We start from the raw sequence: 22,712 nt of genomic DNA on the forward strand, positions 1-22,712 counted from the left end.
GGGTCGGGGCGACGTAAGGCGGTCTTTCGCCGGGAATTTCCCGGAAAACCCCTTAAATTTGAGGTACGCCCCGGCGTTTCAGTTAAAAATAAACAGCATGTTTGACTTTCTAGGGAAAACCGTCGCCAAGATTTTCGGAACGAAATCGGACCGGGACTTGAAGGAGATTATCCCCTACGTGGCGCTCGTAAACGCCGAATATGCCAAACTGGCACAGCTCTCCGACGACCAGCTGCGCGAGCACACCAACGAGGTGCGCGCCCGCATTGATGAGCGTCTGAAAAGCATCGACGACCAGATTGCCGGCCTTCATGCCCGTGTCAACGAGGACACGACGCTTGACATTGGGCAGAAAGAGCAGCTCTTCGATCAGATTGATGAGCTGGAAAAGCAGCGCAATAAAGATCTGGAAGTGGTGCTGATGGAGGTGCTGCCTGCGGCCTTTGCCACGGTGAAGGAAACGGCCCGCCGCTACAAGGAAAACGGCCAGTTGGTGGTAACCGCCACCGATTACGACCGGGAATATTCCAAGCGCAAAAAGAACGTCACCATCGACGGCGACAAAGCCATCTGGAGCAACAAGTGGTTGGCGGCCGGCGCCGAAATCACCTGGGACATGGTACACTACGACGTCCAGATCATCGGGGGCGTGGTGCTGCACCAGGGCAAGATTTCGGAAATGGCCACGGGCGAAGGCAAGACCCTCGTTTCGACGCTGCCGGCCTTCCTGAACGCACTGTCTAAGCGCGGTGTGCACTTGGTAACCGTCAACGATTACCTGGCCAAGCGTGACTCGGAGTGGAATGCGCCGCTGTTCGAATTCCACGGCATCACCGTGGACTGCATCGACAAGCACCAGCCCAACACCGACGCCCGCCGCGCCGCCTACGCCGCCGACATCACCTACGGCACCAACAACGAATTCGGCTTCGACTACCTGCGCGACAACATGGCGCGCGAAACCGGCGAGCTGGTGCAGCGCAAGCACCACTACGCCATGGTCGACGAAGTGGACTCCGTACTGATTGACGATGCCCGGACGCCGCTCATCATCTCCGGCCCCGTGCCCCGCGGCGACGTGCACGAGTTCTACCAACTCAAGCCCCGCATTCAGCGCCTCGTAGACGAGCAAAAGAAGCTGGTGCAGCAGTATTTGGTAGAGGCTCGCAAAGGCATCAAAGAAGGCAAAGAAGGCCCAAAGGAGGGTGAAGCAGGCCTCGCGCTGTTCCGCGCCTATCGTGGCCTGCCTAAGAGCAAGCCGCTCATCAAGTTCCTGTCGGAAACGGGCATGCGCGCCATTCTGCAGAAGGTGGAAAACCACTACCTCGCCGACAACTCGCGCCAGATGCCGCAGGCCGACATGCCGCTGTTCTTTACTATCGACGAGAAGAACAACCAGATTGAGCTGACCGAGAAAGGCATTGACCTGATTACGGCTCAGGGCGAAGACCCGCAGCTGTTCATCATGCCCGACATCGGGGTGGCCATTGCTGAAATCGAGAAAAGCACCACGCTAAAGGACGACGAAAAACTGCACCAGAAGGAACATCTGATGCAGGAATATCAGGAGAAGAGTGAGCGGGTACACACCGTGAACCAACTGCTGAAAGCTTACACCCTGTTTGAGCGCGACGACCAGTACATCCTGACCGACGACGGCAAGGTGAAAATCGTGGATGAGCAGACGGGCCGCGTGATGGAAGGCCGCCGCTACTCCGACGGTCTGCACCAGGCTATTGAGGCTAAGGAAAACGTGCGCGTGGAAGACGCCACCCAGACCTACGCCACCGTGACGCTGCAGAACTACTTCCGCATGTACCACAAGCTGGGTGGCATGACGGGTACGGCCGAAACCGAAGCCGGCGAGTTCTGGGACATCTACAAGCTTGACGTAGTGGTTATTCCGACCAACCGCGGCATTCAGCGCAAAGACGAGCACGACAAGGTCTACAAGACCGTGCGCGAGAAATACAACGCCGTAGCCGAGGAAATCCAGACGCTGGTGCAAGCTGGCCGTCCGGTGCTGGTAGGTACTACGAGCGTGGAAATTTCGGAGCTGGTGAGCCGCATGCTCAACCTGCGCAAGATTCCGCACCAGGTACTGAACGCCAAGCAGAACCAGCGCGAAGCCGAAATTGTGGCCGGCGCCGGCTACCCTGGCACCGTTACTATTGCCACCAATATGGCCGGCCGTGGTACCGACATCAAGCTGAAGGAAACCTCTAAAGAATCGGGTGGCTTGGCCATTATCGGTACGGAGCGCCACGAAAGCCGCCGCGTAGACCGGCAGCTGCGGGGCCGCGCCGGCCGCCAAGGTGACCCGGGTTCTTCGCAGTTCTTCGTAAGCCTCGAAGACAACCTGATGCGCCTGTTCGGCTCCGACCGGATTGCCAAGCTCATGGACCGCATGGGTCTGGAGGAAGGCGAGGTAATTCAGCACTCCATGATTACCAGCTCGATTGAGCGCGCGCAGAAGAAGGTAGAAGAAAATAACTTCGGCCAGCGCAAGCGCCTGCTTGAGTACGATGACGTGATGAACGCCCAGCGCGAAGTGGTGTACAAGCGCCGCCGCAACGCTCTGTTTGGCGAGCGTCTGGAGCTGGACGTATGGAACATGATTTACGACGTAGCCGAGGACATTGTGGCCAGCCACAAGATTTCCAACGACTACGAAGACTTCAAGCTGGCCATCATCCGCGTGTACGGCTACGATACCTACATCACGGAAGCCGAAATGAAGAGCATGGCGGCCGGTCCGCTGGCCCAAAAGCTCTACGATGAGGCGCTGGGCTACTACCACAGCAAGAATGACCACATTGCCAGCAACGCAATGCCGCTCATCAACAGCCTGCTGGAACAGAACGCCCCCTTCGAAAACGTGGCGGTGCCTTTCACCGATGGCCGCAAGCAGGTGTCGGCGGTAGCTGGTCTGCGCCGCGCCCAAGCCACGAGTGGTCATGAAATCATCCGGAGCATGGAGAAAGCCGTGGTTTTGTCGACTATCGACACGGCCTGGACCCAGCACCTGCGCCAGATGGATGACCTGAAACAGGTGGTGCAAAATGCCGTGTACGAGCAGAAAGATCCGCTGCTGGTGTACAAGTTCGAGAGCTTTGAGCTGTTCAAAGGCATGATTGGCAAGGTCAACGAAGACACCCTGTCGTTCCTGTTCCGCGCCGATATTCCGGTGCAGGGCGGCGCGCAGGGCACCGACGAAGCCGAGTTCTACATCGAAGACGAACTGCCCACGCCGGCCCCGCTACCGAAGCTGAAGGCCGAGAAGGAAGTCTCGTCGGTGTCGCTGGGCGCTGGCCCCGAGGATATGGGCCCAGACGATGCCCCGGTACTGGAAAAGCAGCAGCCCGCCCGCTCGCAGAAAGTGGCCAACCGCAACGAGAAGGTGACCGTGCAGTACATGGACGGCCGCATCGTGAGCGACGTGAAATACAAAACTGTAGAAGACGACCTGCTCAACAACCGCTGCGTGCTGGTAGACGAAGCGTAGTTTTCTTCTGATTTAGTAGCTTGAGGCAGTGGCAGACGATATTCGTCTGCCACTGTTTTTTTGTGGCGCGCTGCTTGCTCCGTCGGCGCTTTCTACCTTTGCCTCACCTATGAATCTCGCTCCTTATATCGACCACACACTGCTGCGGCCCGAGGCCACGCCGGCCCAGATTCGGCAGCTGTGCCAGGAAGCGGCCGCACAGCAGTTCGCCAGCGTGTGCGTGCCGCCCTGCTACGTGCGGCTAGCCACCGAAACCCTACACGGCAGCGGCGTGCCGGTCTGTACCGTCATCGGGTTTCCGCTGGGCTATTCGCTGGCCAAAGTGAAGTTCTTCGAAGCGCATTTGGCCTTGGCCGATGGCGCTACGGAACTAGACATGGTGATAAACGTGGGTGCGCTGAAAGCTGGCGAACTGGCGGAAGTAGAGGAGGAAATAGGGCAGTTGGCCGAGCTATGCCACTTTCGGGGAGCTATTCTGAAAGTAATAATTGAAACGGCGCTGCTGACAGATGAGGAAATTGTGACGGCGTGCCGACTGTGCGCCGAAGCCGGAGCCGACTTCGTAAAGACGTCCACAGGCTTTGCCAGCCGGGGCGCTTCAGTGGCTGATATTACGCTGATGCGCCAGTCGTTGCCAGACGGTATCCGTATCAAGGCAGCTGGCGGGATTCGTACGCGGGCTGCGGCTCTGGCGCTGGTAGCGGCCGGTGCCGACCGGCTCGGCTCGTCCAACAGTCTGGCTTTGCTTCAAGAAGATGATGAAACCCTACCTGCGTAACGTGCTGCTGTTTTCTGCTTTTCTGGCCCTTGGGGCGTGTGCGGCTACCGCGCCAGCCTCCACCGGCACCACGGCCCCCATCGATACGGCTAAAACGAAGCCTGCCCAGCCACTACCCGCCGAAGACCTCGGCCGCTACCGGCCGGTATTTGTGGCACCGAAGGAGGTGGCGGCCCCGGTAACCAAGCCGGCGGTAGCGCCCACCAACCACGTAAACCCACAGATTGAGCAACGCCTCCGCGACCAGGCCTACACCAACCAGAACGTGAAATATGCCCAGGGATACCGTATTCTGGCCTACGTGGGGCTGGAGCGCGACAAGGCCATGAGCATACGCCGCTCGGTTATCAGCCGCTACCCCGACGAAACCGATTACCTCACGTTCAAACAGCCCGTATTTCGCCTCTATATCGGCGACTACCTCACGCGCCTCGATGCCGAGCAAGCCATGTTACGCATCCGACCGCTGGCCCCGAAAGCCGAGCTGGAATCAGCACAGGTTGTACTGAACAAAACTGCGTTTTAGCCGTGGCCACTATTCGGGAGTTGCAGTGGGAGGAGTTGGACCTGTTGCAGGCGCTGGAAGTAGTACCCGTCGACAACGATAACGGCGGTATCGAGTGCCGGGTAGACCAGCAAAACCTCACGCTGCACCTGACGCTGTGGCCCTACGCCGGCGTGGTAGACCTGACGCTAGTGGAACAAAGCAGCAAAGCCGTGCTGCTGGACTTCACGGTGGCGGTGCGCGGCCGCATCCGCTACAACAACGACAAGCGCGGCCAGTACCTGGAATTTCCGGACTGTGTGCTGGTGAGCCGCATTTCAGTTTCCTCAGAGCAGGATGAAGCGGCTTTCAGTCCCAACACGTTCGGCCGGCCTCTGCTGGTTGCCATCCACCCGCGCCTGAGCGTGTTATTCGAGTAGGCGCGTTACTCTTCTAACCATGCAACACCTTCTGTCCCGCATTAAAGCTCTTGCTGCCGAACACGCGGCCGATACCGTGGCGCTGCGCCAGCACCTGCACGCCTACCCCGAGTTGTCGTTTGAGGAACACAACACCGTGGCCTTCGTGACGGAGCAGCTGCGTAAGCTGGGCCTCAAGCCCCAACCCATTGCCAATACCGGCGTGGTAGCGCTTATCGAAGGCCGGAACCCCGGCACCCGCACCGTGGCGCTGCGCGCTGATATGGACGCCCTGCCCATCGCGGAGCAGAATGAGGTGCCATACAAATCCACGAACCCCGGCGTGATGCACGCCTGCGGCCACGATGTGCACACCTCATCGTTGCTGGGGGCGGCCCGCATTTTGATGGAGCTGAAAGACGAGTTTGAAGGTACGGTGAAGCTGATGTTTCAGCCCGGCGAAGAGAAGCTGCCCGGCGGCGCTTCGCTCATGATTCAGGAAGGCGTACTCGAAAACCCCAAACCGGCCAGCGTACTGGGCCAGCACGTATTCCCAATGCTGCCGGCCGGCCAGATTGGTATCCGGCCGGGGCGCTACATGGCCAGCACCGACGAGCTGTACCTGACCGTGCGCGGCAAAGGCGGCCACGGCGCCATGCCTGAAATGAACCTCGACCCGGTGCTGGTAGCCGCCCATATTATTGTGGCCGCGCAGCAACTGGTGAGCCGCCGCGCCAACCCCAAGCTGCCTACCGTGCTATCGTTCGGCAAAGTCATTGCCAACGGCGCCACCAACGTCATTCCGAACGAAGTGTACCTGGAAGGCACGTTCCGGACGCTGAACGAGGAGTGGCGCAATGAAGCCCACGGCCACCTGCGCCGCCTCTGCGAAGGCCTTGCCGACGCTATGGGCGCGACGTGCGAGCTGGAAATCCGGCGCGGCTACCCGTATCTGGAGAACGAGCCCAAGCTCACGGCTCGGGTCCGGTCAGCGGCCGAACAATATCTGGGCGCTGAAAACGTAATTGAGCTGGACCAGTGGATGGCGGCCGAAGATTTCGCCTACTTCTCGCAGGCGGCCGATGCGTGTTTTTACCGTCTCGGCACGCGTGCCCACGACGGTCGTTTCGCCTCCTCAGTCCACACGCCCACCTTCGATATCGAGCCCCAGGCCCTGGAAACCGGCCCCGGCCTGATGGCCTGGCTCACGCTGCAGGAGCTGGCCGTTCACTAATTCTGTCGAATCGTCTACTTTCTATTTCTCCGATGTCGTATCGTTTTTGCCTGCTATTAGCCGCTGTCGGTCTGCTTTGCACCACTACCGCCACCGCCCAGCGCCGCTACCACCGCGACCTGATTGTCATTCCTGAGTTGCAAGCCGAGTGGGCATTGAAAGGCAATGATTACCTCGTAACATCCTTCAATCTTCGGAGCCTGACCGGTCCATCCAGCCCAGGTGGTACGTTCGCCGGCGCGCAGCTCTTTGCCGGCTACGAGCACTGGCTGTCCGAAAAGTGGAGTTGGGGGCCTACGCTCCGGCTACAGGGCGGCGACTTGATTGGGTTTGCGGGAGAAGGGTTAGGCTTGGCCGGCGAAATATCGGCGGGCGCGTTGTTGCGCCACACCGGTACTATCGGCTCATTCCGCTTCAGCCAACGGCTGGGCGTGGAATACAGCGTACCGCTGGATGAGTATATCGAAGACCGCGCCCTTTCGCGCCTGCGCTTGGAGGTAGACCGGCTGTTTCCTCTGACTGAAAAAATGGCGTTGCGGCCCCGCATTGCCTGCGAAGCCGCTGCCTACCTGCGCTTCCAGCGCGACGAAACCGACCTAAAGGAACGAGTAATCGACTACGGAACACTACGCGGGGAAATCGGCTGGCGCGTGTCGCCGCGCTTCGATGTGACGCCGTGGCTGGCCTCTCAAACCATTTACTATAATGCGCTGCCGCAGTACAATTCCGATGGGGTAGAAGTAAGCGGCGGCCGTTCCAATCTGGTCGGTCCGGTAGCTGGCTTGGATGTGCGCTTCACATTCCTGGGCAAAAATGCCTCCGCTGAACGCCAACAGCTTCCCACGCAGCACTAATCCTTTACCAACAACCTGTTTTGAGGCTTCTATTTGGTGAGTCTTTATGCATAAGGTGTAAGGTGTGACCTTTTGTCTGGTTATAAAAAGTGAGATTGGGGCTGATGAGTGCTGGTTTATTAGATTTGGGTAAGTTGTAGCAGTAGTAGACTAAGTTCGATAAAGACATTTTGTCTGCTTTGGATCATGTTTTTGCGTTGGTACAGATTTTATTGAGTAGCAATGTGCCCGTCGGGCATTATTTCAACTTCTGACTCCAACTAAAACCATCTCTGTACCCATGGCAACTCTGCTGTATAACAATCGTCCTGCTTTGCGTCCGTCACGTGCTTTCAACTCCGTGCTAAACGAAATGCTGCGCGACACACTGCCCATCACCAATCAGCCTTCCAAGGTGTTCAACCCGGCCGCCGATGTGCTGGAGTCGGAGCAGGGATTTGAGCTGCAGCTGGCCCTGCCTGGCGTAGCGAAGGAGGACGTGAAAATCGACTTTCAGGAAGGCCAGCTGATCATCAGCGGCGAGCGAAAAGCGCCGGAAGCCACCGAAAACGCCCCCAAATTTCACCGTGCCGAAACCGGCTACGGCACCTTCTCTCGCAGCTTCCGCCTCCCCGATACGGTGGACGTAACCGCCATTGAGGCCGAGCTGACGAACGGAATTCTGCGCGTAAGCCTGCCTTTTGACAGCAAAAAAGTGACGAAACATCATATCGAAGTGCGCTAAGCACTTCGGGTTCTGAAAAAAAGGTACCCGTATGGGTGCCTTTTTTGTTGGCGCGCGTGTTGCTAGAGAACCTGCACGAGTTCAAGCGCAGATGGTAGCCTTTCGGTCGACTAAGTGGCTCCGCTCATCGATCTGATGCAACCTGATACCAGCTGACTCGCATCTTTCGTTTCAGCAAGCGCAATGCAGGTGCGTTTGATCTTGTTTTGTAAATTCGGTCCTCTTCTTTTCCCTTCATCATCATTTCTTACCCATGCAAGCAAAACAAATGATGCTCGGTCTGCTCGGTTCCGCCGTATTGGGTGGTGGCGTGGCAGTGGGTGGGTATAAGCTGCTGGAACCAGAGCGCTCCAACGCGCCTCAGGTAGTAGCCGCTGACCCCAACATACGGTACACGAGTGAGCTGCGCAGCAGCAATTACGTGGTACCTGAAGGTCTCAACTTCACGGCCGCCGCCGCGTCCGTAACGCCGGCCGTAGTGCACGTCATGACGGAATATGCCCCGAAGGCCAGCCAGAGCGGCGGTGCCCGCATGGACCCGTTTCTGCGCCAGTTCTTCGGCGACGAGTTTGAGCAGTATCAGCAGCCCCAGCGTGGCCCACAGCAGGGTTCCGGCTCGGGCGTTATCATTGCAGCCAATGGCTACATCGTCACGAACAACCACGTAATTGACAAGGCCGATAAGATTGAGGTGGTGATGGACGACAAACGCAAGTTTGAAGCTGAGTTAGTCGGCACCGACCCCACCACCGACCTGGCCCTGCTAAAAGTGAAAGCCGATAACCTGCCTTTCATTCGCTACGGCAACTCTGACCAGGTGAAAGTAGGCGAGTGGGTGTTGGCCGTTGGCAACCCCTTCAATCTGAACTCCACGGTTACGGCCGGTATTATTTCGGCAAAGGGACGTAACATCAACATTCTGCGCGACCAGCAAGGCATGGGTATTGAGTCGTTTCTGCAGACGGATGCTGTGGTGAACCCTGGCAACTCTGGCGGTGCCCTCGTGAACCTGAACGGCGACCTGATTGGCATTAACTCAGCTATTGCTTCGCAGACTGGCTCGTTTGTCGGCTATTCCTTCGCGGTGCCCAGCTCCATCGTGAGTAAGGTGATAGACGACTTGCTGAAGTATAAAGTGGTGCAGCGCGCTCTGCTAGGAGTGCAGATCCGGGAAGTAGATGCCACGCTGGCCTCGGAGAAGAAGCTGAACTCGCTGAGTGGCGTGTACATCATGGGCTTGAGCAAGAACAGCTCGGCGGCTGATGCCGGCTTGAAAGAAGGCGACATCATCACCGAAATTAACGGTGCTAAGGTCAATACGTCGTCGCAGCTGCAGGAGCAGGTAGCCCGCTTCCGCCCCGGCGACAAAATCAAGGTGACCTACCTGCGCGGCAGCGACACTCGCACGGCCACGGCTACGCTGCGCAACTCCACCGGCACCACCGATATCATTCGGGAAGAGCTGGCGAAGGCCATCAAATACGAGGGCGCGACGCTAGCTCCGGTAACCAGGCAGGAAATGAGCAAGCTCGGCCTGGAAGGTGGCGCCAAAATCAGCGGCATCAAGGGCTCCAACTTCCGCGAAACCGGCATCGACGATGGCTTCATCATCACCCGCATCGACAAGAACAAGGTGACCAAGCCGCAGGACGTGCAGCAGTTTCTGGAAGCAGCTAAAGAAACCCAGGGCGCGCTGGTAGAAGGCGTATACCCCGACGGCCGTAAAGCCTACTACCCAATCGGACAGGCTGAGTAAATGATTGCCTCTCTCATGAAGAAGCCCCCGCCTTTCTGGTGGGGGCTTTTTTGTTGAGTATGAGGGAGTAGGCTAGCGGATTTCAGATTTTACAGCGAAAGCAGACAAGCCGAAATTATAGTGGCAACGTTGCCGGCAACGTTGTCGGCAACGATTGCACAAATAAAGGCAGCCAGCGGAGGATAAGCCGGCCGGGACAGGCAGTAATATCGTGGTAGTTCGATGGTGGCAGGGCTGCCGGTGGGCCGATGAGCCGCGCCGCCGCCTGTGCCGCTGCCGGGCCAATTCCCACTTCTACTGTTCTGTTTCATGTCGAGATTTTACGCCGCTCACCTCTGGCAAAGAGGTGGTCTGGCACTATTGGCCGTTCTCACGGCGGCCAGTGCCCAGGCCCAGGTGCCCTCCTTTCCCAGCGCCGAGGGCGCGGGCAAATTCACTTCCGGCGGCCGGGGCACGGTGGCGGTGCCTACCACAGTATTTGAGGTGACCAATCTCAACGACGACAACCTGCCCGGAAGCCTGCGTTACGCGCTTACCACAGCTGCCACGCATCGCACCATTGTATTTCGAGTTTCGGGCACCATTCATCTGCTGTCAGAATTGCGCGTAACTCGCGCTAATACCACCATTGCGGGCCAGACGGCTCCCGGTGACGGTATCTGCCTGGCCGACTATCCCTTCACCATCAGCGCCGACAACGTCATCATTCGGTTTGCGCGCTTCCGGATGGGCGACAAAAACCAAAACCAGGGCATGGTGAACGGCAGTGGCAGCGGCGACGCCTTCGGCGGACTGAGCCGTAAAAACATCATGGTAGACCATTGCACCATGAGCTGGTCGTCGGATGAGGCCTGCACGCTCTACCGCGGCGACAGCACGACGCTGCAGTGGAACCTCATTAGTGAGCCCCTGGACTACTCTTACCACTTCGAAACCGGCGACACCGACTTTGAACGGCACGCTTATGGCGGCATATGGGGCGGGCGCACGGCCTCGTTCCACCACAACCTGCTGGCCCATATGCGCGGCCGTATGCCGCGCTTCGATGGCAGCCGTAACCTGACGCCCAACACCGCCGGCCAGGAAAACGCCGACTTCCGCAACAACGTCATCTACAACTGGGCTAGCTACAACGTGAACGGTGGCGAAGGTGGCAACTACAACATCGTCAACAACTACTATAAGTCCGGGCCGTCTACGCCCACCAGTTCCTCGGGCGGCGTGCCGATTCGGAGCGAGGTGCTGAACCCGTACAAGCAGACTTCTTCGCCGGTACTGCCCTACGGCAAGTTCTATCTGACCGGCAACTACGTGGATGGCTACCCGGCCGTGACGGCCCGCAACTGGCTGGGCGTGGTGATGAGCGGCGGTACTCGCGCCGATACGGCTCAGGCCAAGGTAACGACGCCTTTCCCACTGCCCGCCGTGCCTACGCACACCGCCCTTGATGCCTACACAGCCGTCCTGCAGAAGGCTGGCTGCGTGCTGCCCACCCGCGACGCACTGGACCAGCGCATTGTGCAGGACGTTATCAACCGCACAGGCAGCCTGATTGATGTGCAAGGTGGCTTCCCGCACGGCACGCCCTACGCGCAGACTACCGGCGCTTGGCCCGTACTCAACTCGTTGCCGGCCCCTACGGACACCGACCACGACGGCATGCCCGATACCTGGGAGCTGGCCAACGGCCTCAACCCCAACAACGCCGCTGACCGCAACAACCGGGGCGCTTCGGGCTACACAGCCCTTGAAAACTACCTGAACGGTCTTACGGCAACTGTACTGTCGGCTCCGGCAGCTGCCCAAACTGCCGCCACTGCGCTGCAGCTGTACCCGAACCCGGCGCAGGAACAGCTTATGCTGGCTCATCCGCAGGCCGCCCGTGGCGCACAGGTGCAGGTGTATAGCCTGATGGGGCAGCTGCTGACGACAGTGCCCGTCGAGCCCGGCTCGCTGGAAACGCAGGTATCCACGGCGGCTCTGGCGCCTGGTAGCTACCTGCTCCATTACACCGACGGTGCCGTGCGCCTTTCGGCCCGTTTTGGCCGGCAGTAACACCGCCTTATAGTACAGGAGCCGGCCTATCAGGTCGGCTCTTGGGCTTTTGAGCCCTGATTCCGCTGCTCTTTCTTACCCAAAATTCCCACTATATGTCCAACACTTTTACGCTTAGAGGCTGGCTCATGACCTGTTGTGTCGTGCTGCTCAGCGTGCTCGGGAACCGGGCTTTTGCCTACGATGTGGTGGTGGCCAAAGACGGAACCGGCAACTTCACCACCGTGCAGGCCGCCATCAATGCCGCGCCTACGGGCCGCACGGCGGCCTACACCATCTTCATCAAAAACGGCCGCTACAAAGAGAAAATAGCGGTGCCCAGCAATAAGCCGTTTCTGCAGCTGGTGGGCGAGAGTGTAGCCAATACCATTCTCACCTACGATGACGGTGCCAGCACGCCCGCCCCTGGCGGCGGTACCATCGGTACCCAGAATTCCGCCAGCTTCAGCATCAGCGCCGACGATTTCTCGGCCCTGAATATTACCTTCGAAAATTCCTTCGGAGATGGCTCGCAGGCGGTGGCCGTGCTGGTGAATGCCGACCGCGCCGCCTTCAAAAACTGCCGCTTCCTCGGCAACCAGGACACGCTCTACACCAAAGGCAACGGCACGCCCCGCCACTATTTCCGCGACTGTTACATCGACGGCAACGTGGACTTCATCTTTGGCAGTTCGGTGGCGCTGTTTGAGAACTGCGTGGTGTATGCTAAGGCCCGCACCTCTACTGGCAGCTCGTTTATCACGGCCGCCAACACGCCCGCTGGCCAGACCTACGGCTACGTATTCAAGAAAACCAAGCTACCGGCCAACACCGGCGGCACGCTCTACTACCTGGGTCGGCCGTGGCAGAACTCCACCGGCAGCTCGCCGCTGTCCAATAACAAAACCGTGTTCATCAGCAGCACGGTGGGCGCCAACCTACTGCAGCCGGCCGGCTGGGTAACCTGGGACGCGGGCACCAACACCAGCCTCATCACCTACGCCGAATTCCGGAGCCGCTACTACTCCGGCAACCTGATGCCCACGACTTCGCGCATGTCTTGGTCGCAGCAGCTGACCCCGGCTGATACGGCCATCTACAACCGCAGCGCCATGTTTGGCACCTGGGACCCGTGCACGGTGGCCACCGGCTTCTGCGCTAGCACCACGCCTGATATTGCTGTTTCTAACCTGCGGGCCGTGAAAGGCGCCACGCAGGCTACTATCAGCTGGAACATCAGCTGGGCGATGGATCAGATCAAGTACGAGCTGTTCCGCTCCGCCGATAACACCACGTTCAGCAAAGTGTATGAGGTGACTGCCGCTACCGACTCGCTCGTAAACTTCCAGACCACCGATGCGCTGCCGGCCGCCGGCACCGCCTACTACTATTACATCCGCGCCTCGAAAGCCGGCCTGACTACGCATACCACTGAAACCATTCAGGTTTCGAGCATCCAGACGCTGACTGCAACCGGCACGCTGGGCGCTTTCACGCAGTATGCCGGCACTCCTTCCGCTACGCAGAGCTACAGCCTGAGCGGCGCCAACCTAACCGGCAACGTGACCGTGACGCCTCCAAGCGGTTACGAGGTATCGTCCAACGGCGGCACCAACTGGTACACAAGTGCCACGCCACTGGTGCTCACGCCCGCCAGCAACACGCTACCGGCCACTACCATTAGTGTGCGGCTGAATGCGGCGGCGGCAGGCACGTATGCCGGAAATATCACACACACGAGCCCTAACGCCACGGCGGTTTCGGTGGCCGTGACGGGCAGCCGCGTAACAGGCAGCGCCCCGGTTTCGGCGCCTCTGCAGTGGTGGCCGCTGAAGGTGAACAACCAGGACAGCGTGGCGGTGCGCTCGGCAGGCGTTACGCCCAGCGTTGCCGTACTGCGCAACTTGTACGTGTCCAATGGCACGACGGTGCCCGCCATCAAAGCCTATTCCAACACCTTCGGACAGGCTTTCGGGGTGACGGCCAACGGCGACGGGTCGTGGGGGACGGCTGCGGGCGGACCGGGTGGCAATCTGAGCCGCCGCTTCTACGAGCAGTTTACGGTGACAGCCGCTGCTGGCCAGACGCTTCGAATTGACTCGCTGCTGTTGACCTCTGCTTTCTATAACACGTCCAGCAACACGAAGCTGGCCGTGGTGTATTCCCGTAGTGGTTTCGTGAGCGACTCGGCCGATGTGATTGGCGGGCGCGGCCCGGCGGGCGGCCTGTTGAGCACCGCCAACGGTGCTTTCGCCACCCCAATTCTACTAGCCAACCAAACTGGCGGACCTACGAACACCTACCGCCTCGTCTTCAGCTCGGCGGGCGTGACGCTCACGGCCGGCCAGACCCTGACGTTCCGCTTGTACTTCAGCTGCGGCAGCTCCAGTACTGGCCGCTACGCGCTGCTGAAAAACGTATTGGTGACGGGCGAGAATACCACTCCGGTTGCCTGCAACGCCGCCTTCACGTACGCTGCGGCTACATATTGCCAGAGCGGCGCTAACCCTTCGCCGACCATTACGGGAACCAGCGGCGGCGCCTTCACCTCGACGGCTGGCCTGAGTCTGAATGCTGCTACCGGCGAAATCAACCTGGCGGCCAGTACAGCCGGCACCTACACCATCACTTACACCAACAGCCCTACCTGCAACGCCACGGCTACCGTTTCCATCACGGCACCCGCTACAGCCGGATTCACATATCCCGCCACGGCCAGCTACTGCGCGGGTAGCACCGGCACGGTAGCGGCTACGCTGGCTACCGGTGCCACGGTTGGCACGTTCTCGTCTACGGCAGGACTGACTATCAATGCCAGCACCGGTGTCATCAATCTGGCAACCAGCACGGCCGGTACTTACACGGTTACCAACACGGTAGCAGCCGCCAGCGGTTGTGCCGCGGTAAGCAGCACCACCACAGTCACCCTCAACGCCACACCTACGCGGCCTACGGTGACGCCAGTATACAACGGCGCTACCACCACGCTCAGCAGTTCCAGCGCCACGGGCAACCAATGGTACCTCAACAATATCCTCATCAGTGGGGCTACGGCCCAGACCTATGTGGTGAACTCGGCAGCGCAGTTTGGCACGTATACCGTCGTGACGACCGGAGCGGGTGGATGCGCTTCGGCGGCTTCTCTGCCCCTGATTGTGAACTCCAGCGCCAAGCCACTGGCGGGCTCTTTCCTGGCTGTGTTTCCGAACCCCACGCTTGATGGCAACGTGCTGCTGGAACTGACCGGCTACCGCAAGCCGGTACAGCTAACCCTGCTGAACGCCTTGGGCCAGACCATGCAAACCCGCACGGTGCCTGCCGGCCAGACCCAGCAACTACTTGACCTGAGCGCCCTGCCCGCTGGCGTATACATGCTGCGCGCTGCCACAGAAGGCGGCATCGATATGCGCCGAATTGTGCGGCAGTAGACCTTCTAATAAGCCTAAGCACTCGTAGTTGATAGAAACGGCCCGCTGGTAGTACCAGCGGGCCGTTTTGCCTGTTATGGGATGTGCCGATGGGACGTGGCCGGCAACTACTGCACGGCCAGTGCCTGCACCTTTGCGCCGCTCTACCGCTACACCAGCAGCCTGCCCCCAACGCCGGCGTGAAGGCCGTAGTGATGCAGGGTGCCGGCGTTGGTAAGATCAGGAAAGCGCAGAAGTAAAAGGCTCGGAAATTCGGTGGGATACCAGGAGCCAAACGAACCAACCCTGCACAGAAAAAGGGCCGCCGGATAGTTCCGGCGGCCCTTTTTCTGTGCGGGTCGTGCTGACTATTGCTTGGCCAGCTTGGCAATTCGCCGCTCAGTGGCGGTGCGGTATTCTACCTGGTAGAGGCCGGCAGGCAGGCTGGGCAGATCCAGCACGGTGCTGCGGGTGCCGGGGCGTACGGCCGTGGTGCTCAGGTGCTGGCCGGTGAGGCTGTACACCTGCACAGTGGCCGCCTGCGGAGCCGCGTCATGCGCTACCGTAATGGCCTGCCCGAACGGGTTAGGATAGGCCGTAAGCGGCTGGCTGGCTACGGCAGCCCTGGTATCCAAGGTCTGGCGGCCTTTGATGATGACATTCTTCAGCAAAGCGTAGCGGCCGGCGCTGGAAGAGCTGCAGCTTACGTAGAGGCGTACCGTCAGGGTCTGGCCTGCTGTGAGCGTTACGCCGGTAGCGCCGTTCAGTGCCAGACGGTAAACGTTGCTGTTCGGAGAGCCGGACGATACCTGCGTCAGGGCCACGGGGTTGGTAGGGCCGCCGGTAGTAGGGGAGGCGAAAATCCCGCCCGGACCTTTGCCGCCCGTCACTTCGGCCGAGTCGGCGGCAAAGTTGCTCAACGAATAGGCAGCAGCGAGCAGCGTGCCGCTCTGCGAGGCGTAAAAGCCCGCCGTCACAATAACTGAGTCGGCGCGGCCGGTAGAGCCGGCCGTGGTAGTCACGGTGAACTGCTCGTAGAAGCCGCGGCGGATGCTGCCACCTGTGCCGCCCGCGCTGGTGCTCCAGTTGCCGCCGGCCGCATTCACCCCAAACGACTGCCCGTAGAGCGTAGAATAAGCCGGAATTACGGACCCATCACCCACCACAAACTTGCGGAACGTAGTAGCGCCGCCGGTTACGTTGGCGGAGCGCACAGCGGCACTGTCTTGGTTGTTGGCACGCATGGGCCAGTGCTTGTAAACCGGCGTGGCCGTTTGGGCCAGGGCAGCGGTGCTCAGGCAGCCAGCGGCCAGCAGCAGCACAAACCGACGGAAAGCGAAAGGTCCCCGAAAACGTAGAGGTGTAAACATGGAAAACAGAAAAATGGTGGGAATTGACAGGTTGGCACGCGCCTGATTGCCTTGCAGTTGCCAGAGCGCGGAGTGAAGTTTCAGAATCGGGCTGCCAAATGGAAGTAGTAGTCAGGGTTTAGTTGTGCAAACGTTGTCGGGAACGTTGCCGGAAGTCCGAAGCAGAAGCCGGAATGGAAAAGCGCGGGCCGTAAGATTCGGCTGGACTACGGCAGAGGGCCCCGGTTCTAATTTCTTAGCTTTGCTAGTCAGTAGGCTACCATTCTCTTTTCATTCATCCCACCCATGAAACAAGCCCTCGAAGAAGCCACCGCAACCGGCACCGATGTACAGGAACACGACCACCACGGCATTCGGCAGGTACTGCGGGAATTAGGCGTCGAAAACACCAACCAGGCCTGGAGCACCGGCTTGCAGTGGGGCGGCGGCACCAACAAGACGGTCCGCGCCATCCACTCGCCCGCCGACAGCCGCCTGATCGGCTCCGTGGCATTTGCCACCGCCCAGGACTATGAGCAGGTAGTGCAGAAGGCACAGGAAGCTTTCCTGGTCTGGCGCACGGTGCCGGCTCCCAAGCGCGGCGAAATCGTGCGCCAGATTGGCAATAAGCTGCGCGAATACAAGGAGCCGCTGGGCAAGCTGGTGAGCTACGAGATGGGCAAAATCCTGCAGGAAGGCCTCGGCGAAGTGCAGGAGATGATTGACATCTGCGACTTTGCGGTGGGCCTCTCGCGGCAGCTTACGGGTTTCACGATGCACTCGGAGCGCCCGGCGCACCGCATGTACGAGCAGTACCATCCGCTGGGCGTAGTCGGCATCATCTCGGCCTTCAACTTCCCGGTGGCCGTGTGGAGCTGGAACGCCATGCTGGCCGCCGTTTGCGGCGACGTGAGCATCTGGAAACCGTCGGAGAAGACGCCGCTGGTGGCCGTGGCCGTGCAGCACATTATCAAGGACGTGCTGCGCGAAAACGAGCTGCCCGAAGGCATCTTCAACCTGATTATCGGCGACGCGGAAATCGGGGCGGCTATGGCGGCCGACACGCGCGTACCGCTGGTGTCAGCTACGGGCAGCACCCGCATGGGCAAGAAAGTGGGCGAAGTAGTGGGCGGCCGCCTGGGCCGCGCCCTGCTGGAGTTGGGCGGCAACAACGCCATCATCCTCACCGAGCACGCCGACCTCGACATGGCCATGCGTGCCGTGGTATTTGGGGCCGTAGGCACGGCCGGACAGCGCTGCACCACCACGCGCCGCCTCATCATCCACGAGTCCATTTTCGAGGATGTGAAGGCGCGTCTGCTGAAAATCTACCCCAACCTGCCTATTGGTCACCCGCTGCAGGAAGGCACGCTCGTGGGCCCGCTCATCGACAAGCAGGCTGTAGAAAGCTTCACCAATGCCCTGGCTGCCGTGCAGGCTGAAGGAGGCAAGCTGCTCATCGGCGGTGAAATTCTGGAAGGCGCCGGCTACGAAACCGGCACCTACGTGAAACCCGCGCTGGTAGAAGCCCGCAACGAGTACCACACGGTGCAGGAAGAAACCTTTGCGCCCATCCTGTACCTCATCAAGTACAGCGGCGGCGTGGAAGCAGCCATTGCCGTGCAGAACGGTGTGCGGCAGGGCTTGTCGTCAAGCATCTTCACTCTGAACATGCGCGAGTCGGAAGCCTTCCTGGCCCACGGCGGCTCCGACTGCGGCATTGCTAACGTGAACATCGGCACTAGCGGCGCAGAAATAGGCGGCGCATTCGGTGGCGAAAAGGAAACTGGCGGCGGCCGCGAGTCGGGATCCGATGCGTGGCGCGTGTACATGCGCCGCCAGACCAACACCATCAACTACTCCGACCAGCTTCCCCTGGCTCAGGGTATCAAGTTTGACGTGTAAGTAAGGTGTGAAATTTGTAACAAAAAGGCCCGTCCGGTATTCCGGACGGGCCTTTTTGTTAGGGCGTGAGCCAGTTGCTACATACCTATTTTAACATCGCCGTGGCCTTTGTAGTAGAGCGAGCTGCCATTCCGGAACACATAGTAGAGGCGGTAGAGCTTGCCCTGCTGAAAGGCACTGTCGCTCACATCCAGGCTAAATGACAGGCCGCTGCTGGCAGTGGAGGTTTGCAGCGGCCGCACCACTTGGTATTTCTCATCAACTACCACGAAGCTGCACGTAACAGCAATGGGCGTAGTGAAGTGAAAAATTGCTCGGCCGGCCTCCACGGGGTTAGGGTAGGTGCTGAGGTTGGACACGGTGCCGGTAGCCGTGGCGTTCAGGTCGAGGCCCAGATCCTGAAACAGGCCGCGCTCCTGCGTATTCCAGGCGCCGTCCAGCGTCCAGTCCGTAGGGTCGGGGGTAGACATGGGGTAGTTGTTGTGGTCGCGCATGGCAATACCACCGTTCGGCCCGAAGTCGATGGTGGGGTCCTTCTTTTTGCAGGCAGACAGGGCCAGCACAAAAAACAGCGGGGCAAGAAACTTCATAGAGACGGAATAGCTTACTTACAGCAGACAGAAACAACGTGCGGCAGCAAAGCTACTGGCTAACTGCCGGAAAAGTAAGCGTCAGTGCAACCTCCCCTGGTTGAGGCTGTCTTTTATCTGCTTGCACGCTAGGTGTTAGCAGCTTCGCCCGGAAAGTCGGATATTTACCATCTTCCTTTTCCGCTTCACCTCCCGCAACCCGCTCTATGGAAGCTTTTGCGTACACTGATATCAACGCCCCGCTGGTCGAGCGGTGCCGCCTGGGCGACCGGCGGGCACAGGCCGAGATTTATAAACGCTACTCCAAAGCCATGTTCAATGCCTCGCTGCGCATCACCGGCGACTACGCCGAGGCCGAGGACGTGCTGCAGGAGGCTTTTCTGAGTGCTTTCCGGGAGTTGCACAGCTACAAAGGCGACTCCTCATTTGGTTCGTGGCTGAAGCGCATCGTTATCAACAAAAGCATCAACTGCCTGCGCAACCGTCGGCTGCAACTGGTGCCTTTAGGAGAGCAGCACGATGCCGCCGGCCCCGAAACGGCCGACTTCGGGCCCGAAAACGAGGAAACGAATTGGCGTGCTGATGTGGTGCGCCGCTGCGTGCAGGAGCTCCCCGATGGCTACCGCGTAGTGCTGAGCCTGTACCTGCTGGAAGGCTACGACCACGCCGAAATAGCCGGTATTCTGGGTATCACCGAGTCCACGTCGAAGTCGCAGTATAGCCGGGCCCGCAAAAAACTGCTGGAACTAGCCCGCCAGCGCGGCCTTTCGTAAAAGCAACTAGATCATTCCGTCTTCGGACGCCGCGCACTGCCCACCCTGTACCGGGGCGCTGCGGGCCGAAGAAAGCCATGTGCGTAGTACCACCCCTGACATGAACGAGAAAAAAACCGGTCTGGAGAATTTCGTTGAACGGCACCTGTCCGACTTCGACGCGTTTGAGCCGCGCCCGGATTTGTGGGACGACATCGAACAGAAGCTGGCCGCACCCACGGCCGGCGCTGCCACCGAGCAGGAAGAAGAGCATGCCGCACCACTGCGGGTAGTAAAGCTGTACCCTACTGCCGACACGCCAGCGGCCACTACGCCAGCGGCCCGCTGGGCTGGCTGGCTGCCGCGCCCCAAAATGGCCGCCGCTCTGGCCGGACTTGTGCTGGCCGGTGCCGGTGCTATCTGGAGCAACCAGTCGGCACGCTCCACAGCCTGGACCAGCAGCAACACGCCGCTGGTATTGGCCGCGCCTACCGTAGAAGACGCCACTGAGGCTAATTCCTTTGGATTTGACGCCGCGCCGGTAGCCGCTACCGCCGAGTCGCCGGTGGCCCGCCTGAGCCAGGAAGTGCGCCGCATGGAAGGCTACTACGCCGTGCAGATCAATGAGCGGCAGGCGGAATTGCAGCAACTGGAAGCCAAAACCGCTTCTGCCGGTGCCCCCGCCGACTGGCAACGGGAACTGGCCGCGCTGGACTCTACCTACAGCCAACTGAAAACCGAGCTGTACCGCAATCCGGAGCCGGCCGTGGTGCTTGATGCCATGAACCGCAACCTGCAGATTCGCCTCGATATACTGAACCAGCAAACCCGCACCCGGGAGCAGATTCAGGAATACTATGCGCAGCCGCCGGTAGACGCCAATAACCAGCCTAAGCCATGAGCCAGCGCCTTGCCCTATATGGTCGTGTGCTTCTGACCGGCGTCATGCTGCTGGCTAGCTCTGCCGTGAGCATGGCCCAATTGGTGCCCGTTGCTACCGCGGAACACTACTACAGCTTGCCCAGCAACGAAGCGGCACCTTTGCCCTTGCAGGGTGGCCCGGCTGATGGCCAGAATGGACAAGGACCACAGCCTACTACTCCGCAGGGCCCGCAAGGCCCGCAGGAAGAAACGTCGGTTGCACCCGCTATTGAGAAAACCCGCCGCCTGAGTCGCACTTTTGCAGTGCCTGCTGGCAAACCCTACGCGCTGGACACTCGCTACGGTCGTGTGCAGGTGAATGTGTGGAGCCGCAACGAAGTGCGTACCGATGTTGACATCATTACTCGCGCCGATACGGAAGACAAGGCGCAACTGCTCCAAGACATGATTCAGGTGCAGTTGCTCGAAAACGACCCTGTAACTGGTGGCGTTTCGGCCCGCTCTCGGTTTGGAGCTATGCCGAGCGGTTGCTGGAGCCGCACCAAGCTCTACGAAGTAAACTACACGGTGTGGGTGCCCAAAAACACGCCGTTGCATGTATTCAATACCTTCGGCGACGTGACAATTAGCGGCGACCTGACTGGCCCGACTGAGCTGACCGTGGAATACGGTACGTTGCGGACTGGCCGCCTCGACGGCGGGCAGAATCTGGTACGCGTTGGTAACGGGCAGGCGTCGGTAGCGTACACGCGCCGCGCCAGTATCGATGCCTCGTACTCGCGCCTTCGCCTCGATGCCGGACAGACCGTGGACCTGCGCAACAACTACTCCGACATCGACATCGGGACAGTGCAGGACCTGACCGTACACAGCAAATACGGCGACGTGGCACTGGGCACCGTGCGCAACCTGCGCGGCACTTCCGGCTACTCCAAGTTCAGCATCGATAAACTGTCTGACAAGCTAGATATGACGGTGCAGCATTGCCCCAATTTTGAGGTGCGCAACACCGGCCGCAACTTCAGCGTCATCAACCTCGACGGTGGCTACAGCACCATTCTGCTCAACTTCGCCGATGATGCCGGGTTTAATTTCGATGTGAACACGCAGCATGGCAAATTGCTCGTGGATAAGAAGCTGGTGCGTGTAGATTCGGAAGAAAACGGCCCTGCTTCCAGCGACATGCAAGGCACGTTTGGAGTCGCCAAAGCCCGTCCGGCTGCTGGCAACGTCAACATCAAAGTGCGCTACGGCAACGTCAGCTTCAACCGCTAGGCGTCTGCCATCTAGGTTTTACAAAAGCCGGCCCTAGAGCCGGCTTTTTTGCGTTTAGCCCATTTCATACGGCTACCGGCCCTACCTTTAGCGCCACTCACTTTCTGCCCTATGAACCGCCTGCTACTCCTGTTGCCGCTGCTGTTGGGTTTCGGCGGGCTGGGGGCACTGGCCCAGCAACAACCGGCCATGCCTGCCTCCACCTCATCTCCTGCCGCACTGCCATCTGCCATGCGTACCTACGCCCTGCGTCTGGCGCCCGGCCAGGACCTGCGCCAGCAGTTGGAGGCCTTTGTGCAGGCTCACCAAATCAGGGCCGGCGCCATCGTAACGTGCGTGGGCAGCCTCACACAGGCCACGTTGCGGCTGGCCAATCAGGAAGGACCCAGCGTGTATCGGGGCCACTTCGAAATTGTGTCGCTGGTGGGCACGCTATCCATCAATGGCAGCCACGTCCACCTCTCGGTTTCTGACTCTACGGGCCGTACGTTGGGCGGCCACTTGCTCGCGGGCAACATCATTTACACCACAGCGGAGCTGGTGCTAGGCGTGCTGGATGACGTGGAGTTCCGGCGCGAAACCGACCCCACTTTCGGCTACCGCGAGCTGACGGTGCACCCGGCCCAACCGAAAGGCCCGGCCAAAAAGCCTGGTCGGCGCTAAACTGGATGGTGCCGCAAAATTAATTGCGGTAGGCGCAGGCGCTCTGTTTCAGGGCGGGGTTGCAATGTGTATTATTGTAGGAATATCCGATAGACTCCCGC

At 59.8% G+C, this 22,712-nt stretch carries 17 protein-coding genes; 15 read left to right on the forward strand and 2 right to left on the reverse strand.

Features of this window, described 5'->3' with window-relative positions:
- Positions 1-97: 97 nt before the first annotated feature.
- From secA to IC231_RS05535, 10 genes are all read left to right on the forward strand, one after another.
- Positions 98-3,505: a preprotein translocase subunit SecA gene (secA, locus tag IC231_RS05490; protein WP_190783526.1), complete on the forward strand. Its 3,408-nt coding sequence runs from the start codon at positions 98-100 to the stop codon at positions 3,503-3,505.
- A 109-nt stretch (positions 3,506-3,614) separates the two neighbouring features.
- Positions 3,615-4,283 (forward strand): deoxyribose-phosphate aldolase, encoded by a 669-nt coding sequence (gene deoC / locus IC231_RS05495; RefSeq protein WP_190783527.1) that lies wholly within the window; start codon positions 3,615-3,617, stop codon positions 4,281-4,283.
- Positions 4,261-4,809: a sporulation protein gene (locus IC231_RS05500; RefSeq protein WP_190783528.1), complete on the forward strand. Its 549-nt coding sequence runs from the start codon at positions 4,261-4,263 to the stop codon at positions 4,807-4,809. Before deoC ends, IC231_RS05500 begins: the two co-directional genes overlap by 23 nt.
- A gap of 2 nt (positions 4,810-4,811) precedes the next feature.
- Positions 4,812-5,207, forward strand: a complete 396-nt coding sequence (locus tag IC231_RS05505) for a hypothetical protein (RefSeq protein WP_190783529.1) — start codon at positions 4,812-4,814, stop codon at positions 5,205-5,207.
- Between the two features lie 19 nt (positions 5,208-5,226).
- Positions 5,227-6,420, forward strand: coding sequence for a M20 metallopeptidase family protein (locus IC231_RS05510; protein WP_190783530.1), 1,194 nt, complete (start codon positions 5,227-5,229; stop codon positions 6,418-6,420).
- Positions 6,421-6,452: 32 nt separating this feature from the next.
- The gene (locus IC231_RS05515) at positions 6,453-7,274 is read left to right on the forward strand and encodes a hypothetical protein (RefSeq protein WP_190783531.1); all 822 of its coding nucleotides are present in this window, start codon (positions 6,453-6,455) and stop codon (positions 7,272-7,274) included.
- A gap of 280 nt (positions 7,275-7,554) precedes the next feature.
- Positions 7,555-7,998, forward strand: coding sequence for an Hsp20/alpha crystallin family protein (locus tag IC231_RS05520; protein ID WP_211538865.1), 444 nt, complete (start codon positions 7,555-7,557; stop codon positions 7,996-7,998).
- Positions 7,999-8,251: 253 nt separating this feature from the next.
- A complete protein-coding gene (locus tag IC231_RS05525) occupies positions 8,252-9,754 on the forward strand; it encodes a Do family serine endopeptidase (protein ID WP_211538866.1) in 1,503 nt (500 codons plus the stop codon).
- 309 nt (positions 9,755-10,063) lie between these two features.
- Positions 10,064-11,809 (forward strand): T9SS type A sorting domain-containing protein, encoded by a 1,746-nt coding sequence (locus IC231_RS05530; protein ID WP_190783532.1) that lies wholly within the window; start codon positions 10,064-10,066, stop codon positions 11,807-11,809.
- Positions 11,810-11,904: 95 nt separating this feature from the next.
- Positions 11,905-15,216 (forward strand): pectinesterase family protein, encoded by a 3,312-nt coding sequence (locus IC231_RS05535; protein ID WP_190783533.1) that lies wholly within the window; start codon positions 11,905-11,907, stop codon positions 15,214-15,216.
- Between the two features lie 347 nt (positions 15,217-15,563).
- Here IC231_RS05535 and IC231_RS05540 read toward each other — a convergent pair whose 3' ends face one another.
- The gene (locus IC231_RS05540) at positions 15,564-16,565 is read right to left on the reverse strand and encodes a T9SS type A sorting domain-containing protein (protein WP_190783534.1); all 1,002 of its coding nucleotides are present in this window, start codon (positions 16,563-16,565) and stop codon (positions 15,564-15,566) included.
- Between the two features lie 285 nt (positions 16,566-16,850).
- Here IC231_RS05540 and amaB point away from each other — a divergent pair, with 285 nt between their 5' ends.
- The gene (gene amaB / locus IC231_RS05545) at positions 16,851-18,449 is read left to right on the forward strand and encodes an L-piperidine-6-carboxylate dehydrogenase (protein ID WP_190783535.1); all 1,599 of its coding nucleotides are present in this window, start codon (positions 16,851-16,853) and stop codon (positions 18,447-18,449) included.
- A 77-nt stretch (positions 18,450-18,526) separates the two neighbouring features.
- On the opposite strand, the gene IC231_RS05550 is transcribed toward amaB, so the two are convergent.
- Positions 18,527-19,039 carry a hypothetical protein gene (locus IC231_RS05550; protein WP_190783536.1) on the reverse strand — a complete coding sequence of 171 codons (513 nt, stop codon included), beginning with the start codon at positions 19,037-19,039 and terminating at the stop codon, positions 18,527-18,529.
- Positions 19,040-19,245: 206 nt separating this feature from the next.
- Here IC231_RS05550 and IC231_RS05555 point away from each other — a divergent pair, with 206 nt between their 5' ends.
- From IC231_RS05555 to IC231_RS05570, 4 genes are all read left to right on the forward strand, one after another.
- The gene (locus IC231_RS05555; RefSeq protein ID WP_185888825.1) at positions 19,246-19,812 is read left to right on the forward strand and encodes an RNA polymerase sigma factor; all 567 of its coding nucleotides are present in this window, start codon (positions 19,246-19,248) and stop codon (positions 19,810-19,812) included.
- 100 nt (positions 19,813-19,912) lie between these two features.
- Positions 19,913-20,692, forward strand: a complete 780-nt coding sequence (locus tag IC231_RS05560; RefSeq protein WP_190783537.1) for a hypothetical protein — start codon at positions 19,913-19,915, stop codon at positions 20,690-20,692.
- Positions 20,689-21,948: a hypothetical protein gene (locus IC231_RS05565; RefSeq protein WP_190783538.1), complete on the forward strand. Its 1,260-nt coding sequence runs from the start codon at positions 20,689-20,691 to the stop codon at positions 21,946-21,948. Before IC231_RS05560 ends, IC231_RS05565 begins: the two co-directional genes overlap by 4 nt.
- Before the next feature lie 111 nt (positions 21,949-22,059).
- A complete protein-coding gene (locus IC231_RS05570; RefSeq protein WP_211538867.1) occupies positions 22,060-22,611 on the forward strand; it encodes a PPC domain-containing DNA-binding protein in 552 nt (183 codons plus the stop codon).
- Positions 22,612-22,712: the final 101 nt, after the last annotated feature.

This window comes from Hymenobacter duratus, assembly GCF_014698995.1.
GTDB lineage: Bacteria > Bacteroidota > Bacteroidia > Cytophagales > Hymenobacteraceae > Hymenobacter > Hymenobacter duratus.

Bases quoted from the DNA above. Each gene is read 5' to 3' on its own strand.
- IC231_RS05555 (WP_185888825.1), top strand. From the start codon at position 19,246: ATGGAAGCTTTTGCGTACACTGATATCAACGCCCCGCTGGTCGAGCGG.
- IC231_RS05520 (WP_211538865.1), top strand. From the start codon at position 7,555: ATGGCAACTCTGCTGTATAACAATCGTCCTGCTTTGCGTCCGTCACGT.
- IC231_RS05515 (WP_190783531.1), top strand. From the start codon at position 6,453: ATGTCGTATCGTTTTTGCCTGCTATTAGCCGCTGTCGGTCTGCTTTGC.
- IC231_RS05525 (WP_211538866.1), top strand. From the start codon at position 8,252: ATGCAAGCAAAACAAATGATGCTCGGTCTGCTCGGTTCCGCCGTATTG.
- IC231_RS05540 (WP_190783534.1), bottom strand. From the start codon at position 16,565: ATGTTTACACCTCTACGTTTTCGGGGACCTTTCGCTTTCCGTCGGTTT.
- IC231_RS05500 (WP_190783528.1), top strand. From the start codon at position 4,261: ATGATGAAACCCTACCTGCGTAACGTGCTGCTGTTTTCTGCTTTTCTG.
- IC231_RS05560 (WP_190783537.1), top strand. From the start codon at position 19,913: ATGAACGAGAAAAAAACCGGTCTGGAGAATTTCGTTGAACGGCACCTG.
- IC231_RS05565 (WP_190783538.1), top strand. From the start codon at position 20,689: ATGAGCCAGCGCCTTGCCCTATATGGTCGTGTGCTTCTGACCGGCGTC.
- deoC (WP_190783527.1), top strand. From the start codon at position 3,615: ATGAATCTCGCTCCTTATATCGACCACACACTGCTGCGGCCCGAGGCC.
- amaB (WP_190783535.1), top strand. From the start codon at position 16,851: ATGAAACAAGCCCTCGAAGAAGCCACCGCAACCGGCACCGATGTACAG.
- IC231_RS05510 (WP_190783530.1), top strand. From the start codon at position 5,227: ATGCAACACCTTCTGTCCCGCATTAAAGCTCTTGCTGCCGAACACGCG.
- IC231_RS05530 (WP_190783532.1), top strand. From the start codon at position 10,064: ATGTCGAGATTTTACGCCGCTCACCTCTGGCAAAGAGGTGGTCTGGCA.
- IC231_RS05570 (WP_211538867.1), top strand. From the start codon at position 22,060: ATGAACCGCCTGCTACTCCTGTTGCCGCTGCTGTTGGGTTTCGGCGGG.
- IC231_RS05550 (WP_190783536.1), bottom strand. From the start codon at position 19,039: ATGAAGTTTCTTGCCCCGCTGTTTTTTGTGCTGGCCCTGTCTGCCTGC.
- IC231_RS05535 (WP_190783533.1), top strand. From the start codon at position 11,905: ATGTCCAACACTTTTACGCTTAGAGGCTGGCTCATGACCTGTTGTGTC.
- secA (WP_190783526.1), top strand. From the start codon at position 98: ATGTTTGACTTTCTAGGGAAAACCGTCGCCAAGATTTTCGGAACGAAA.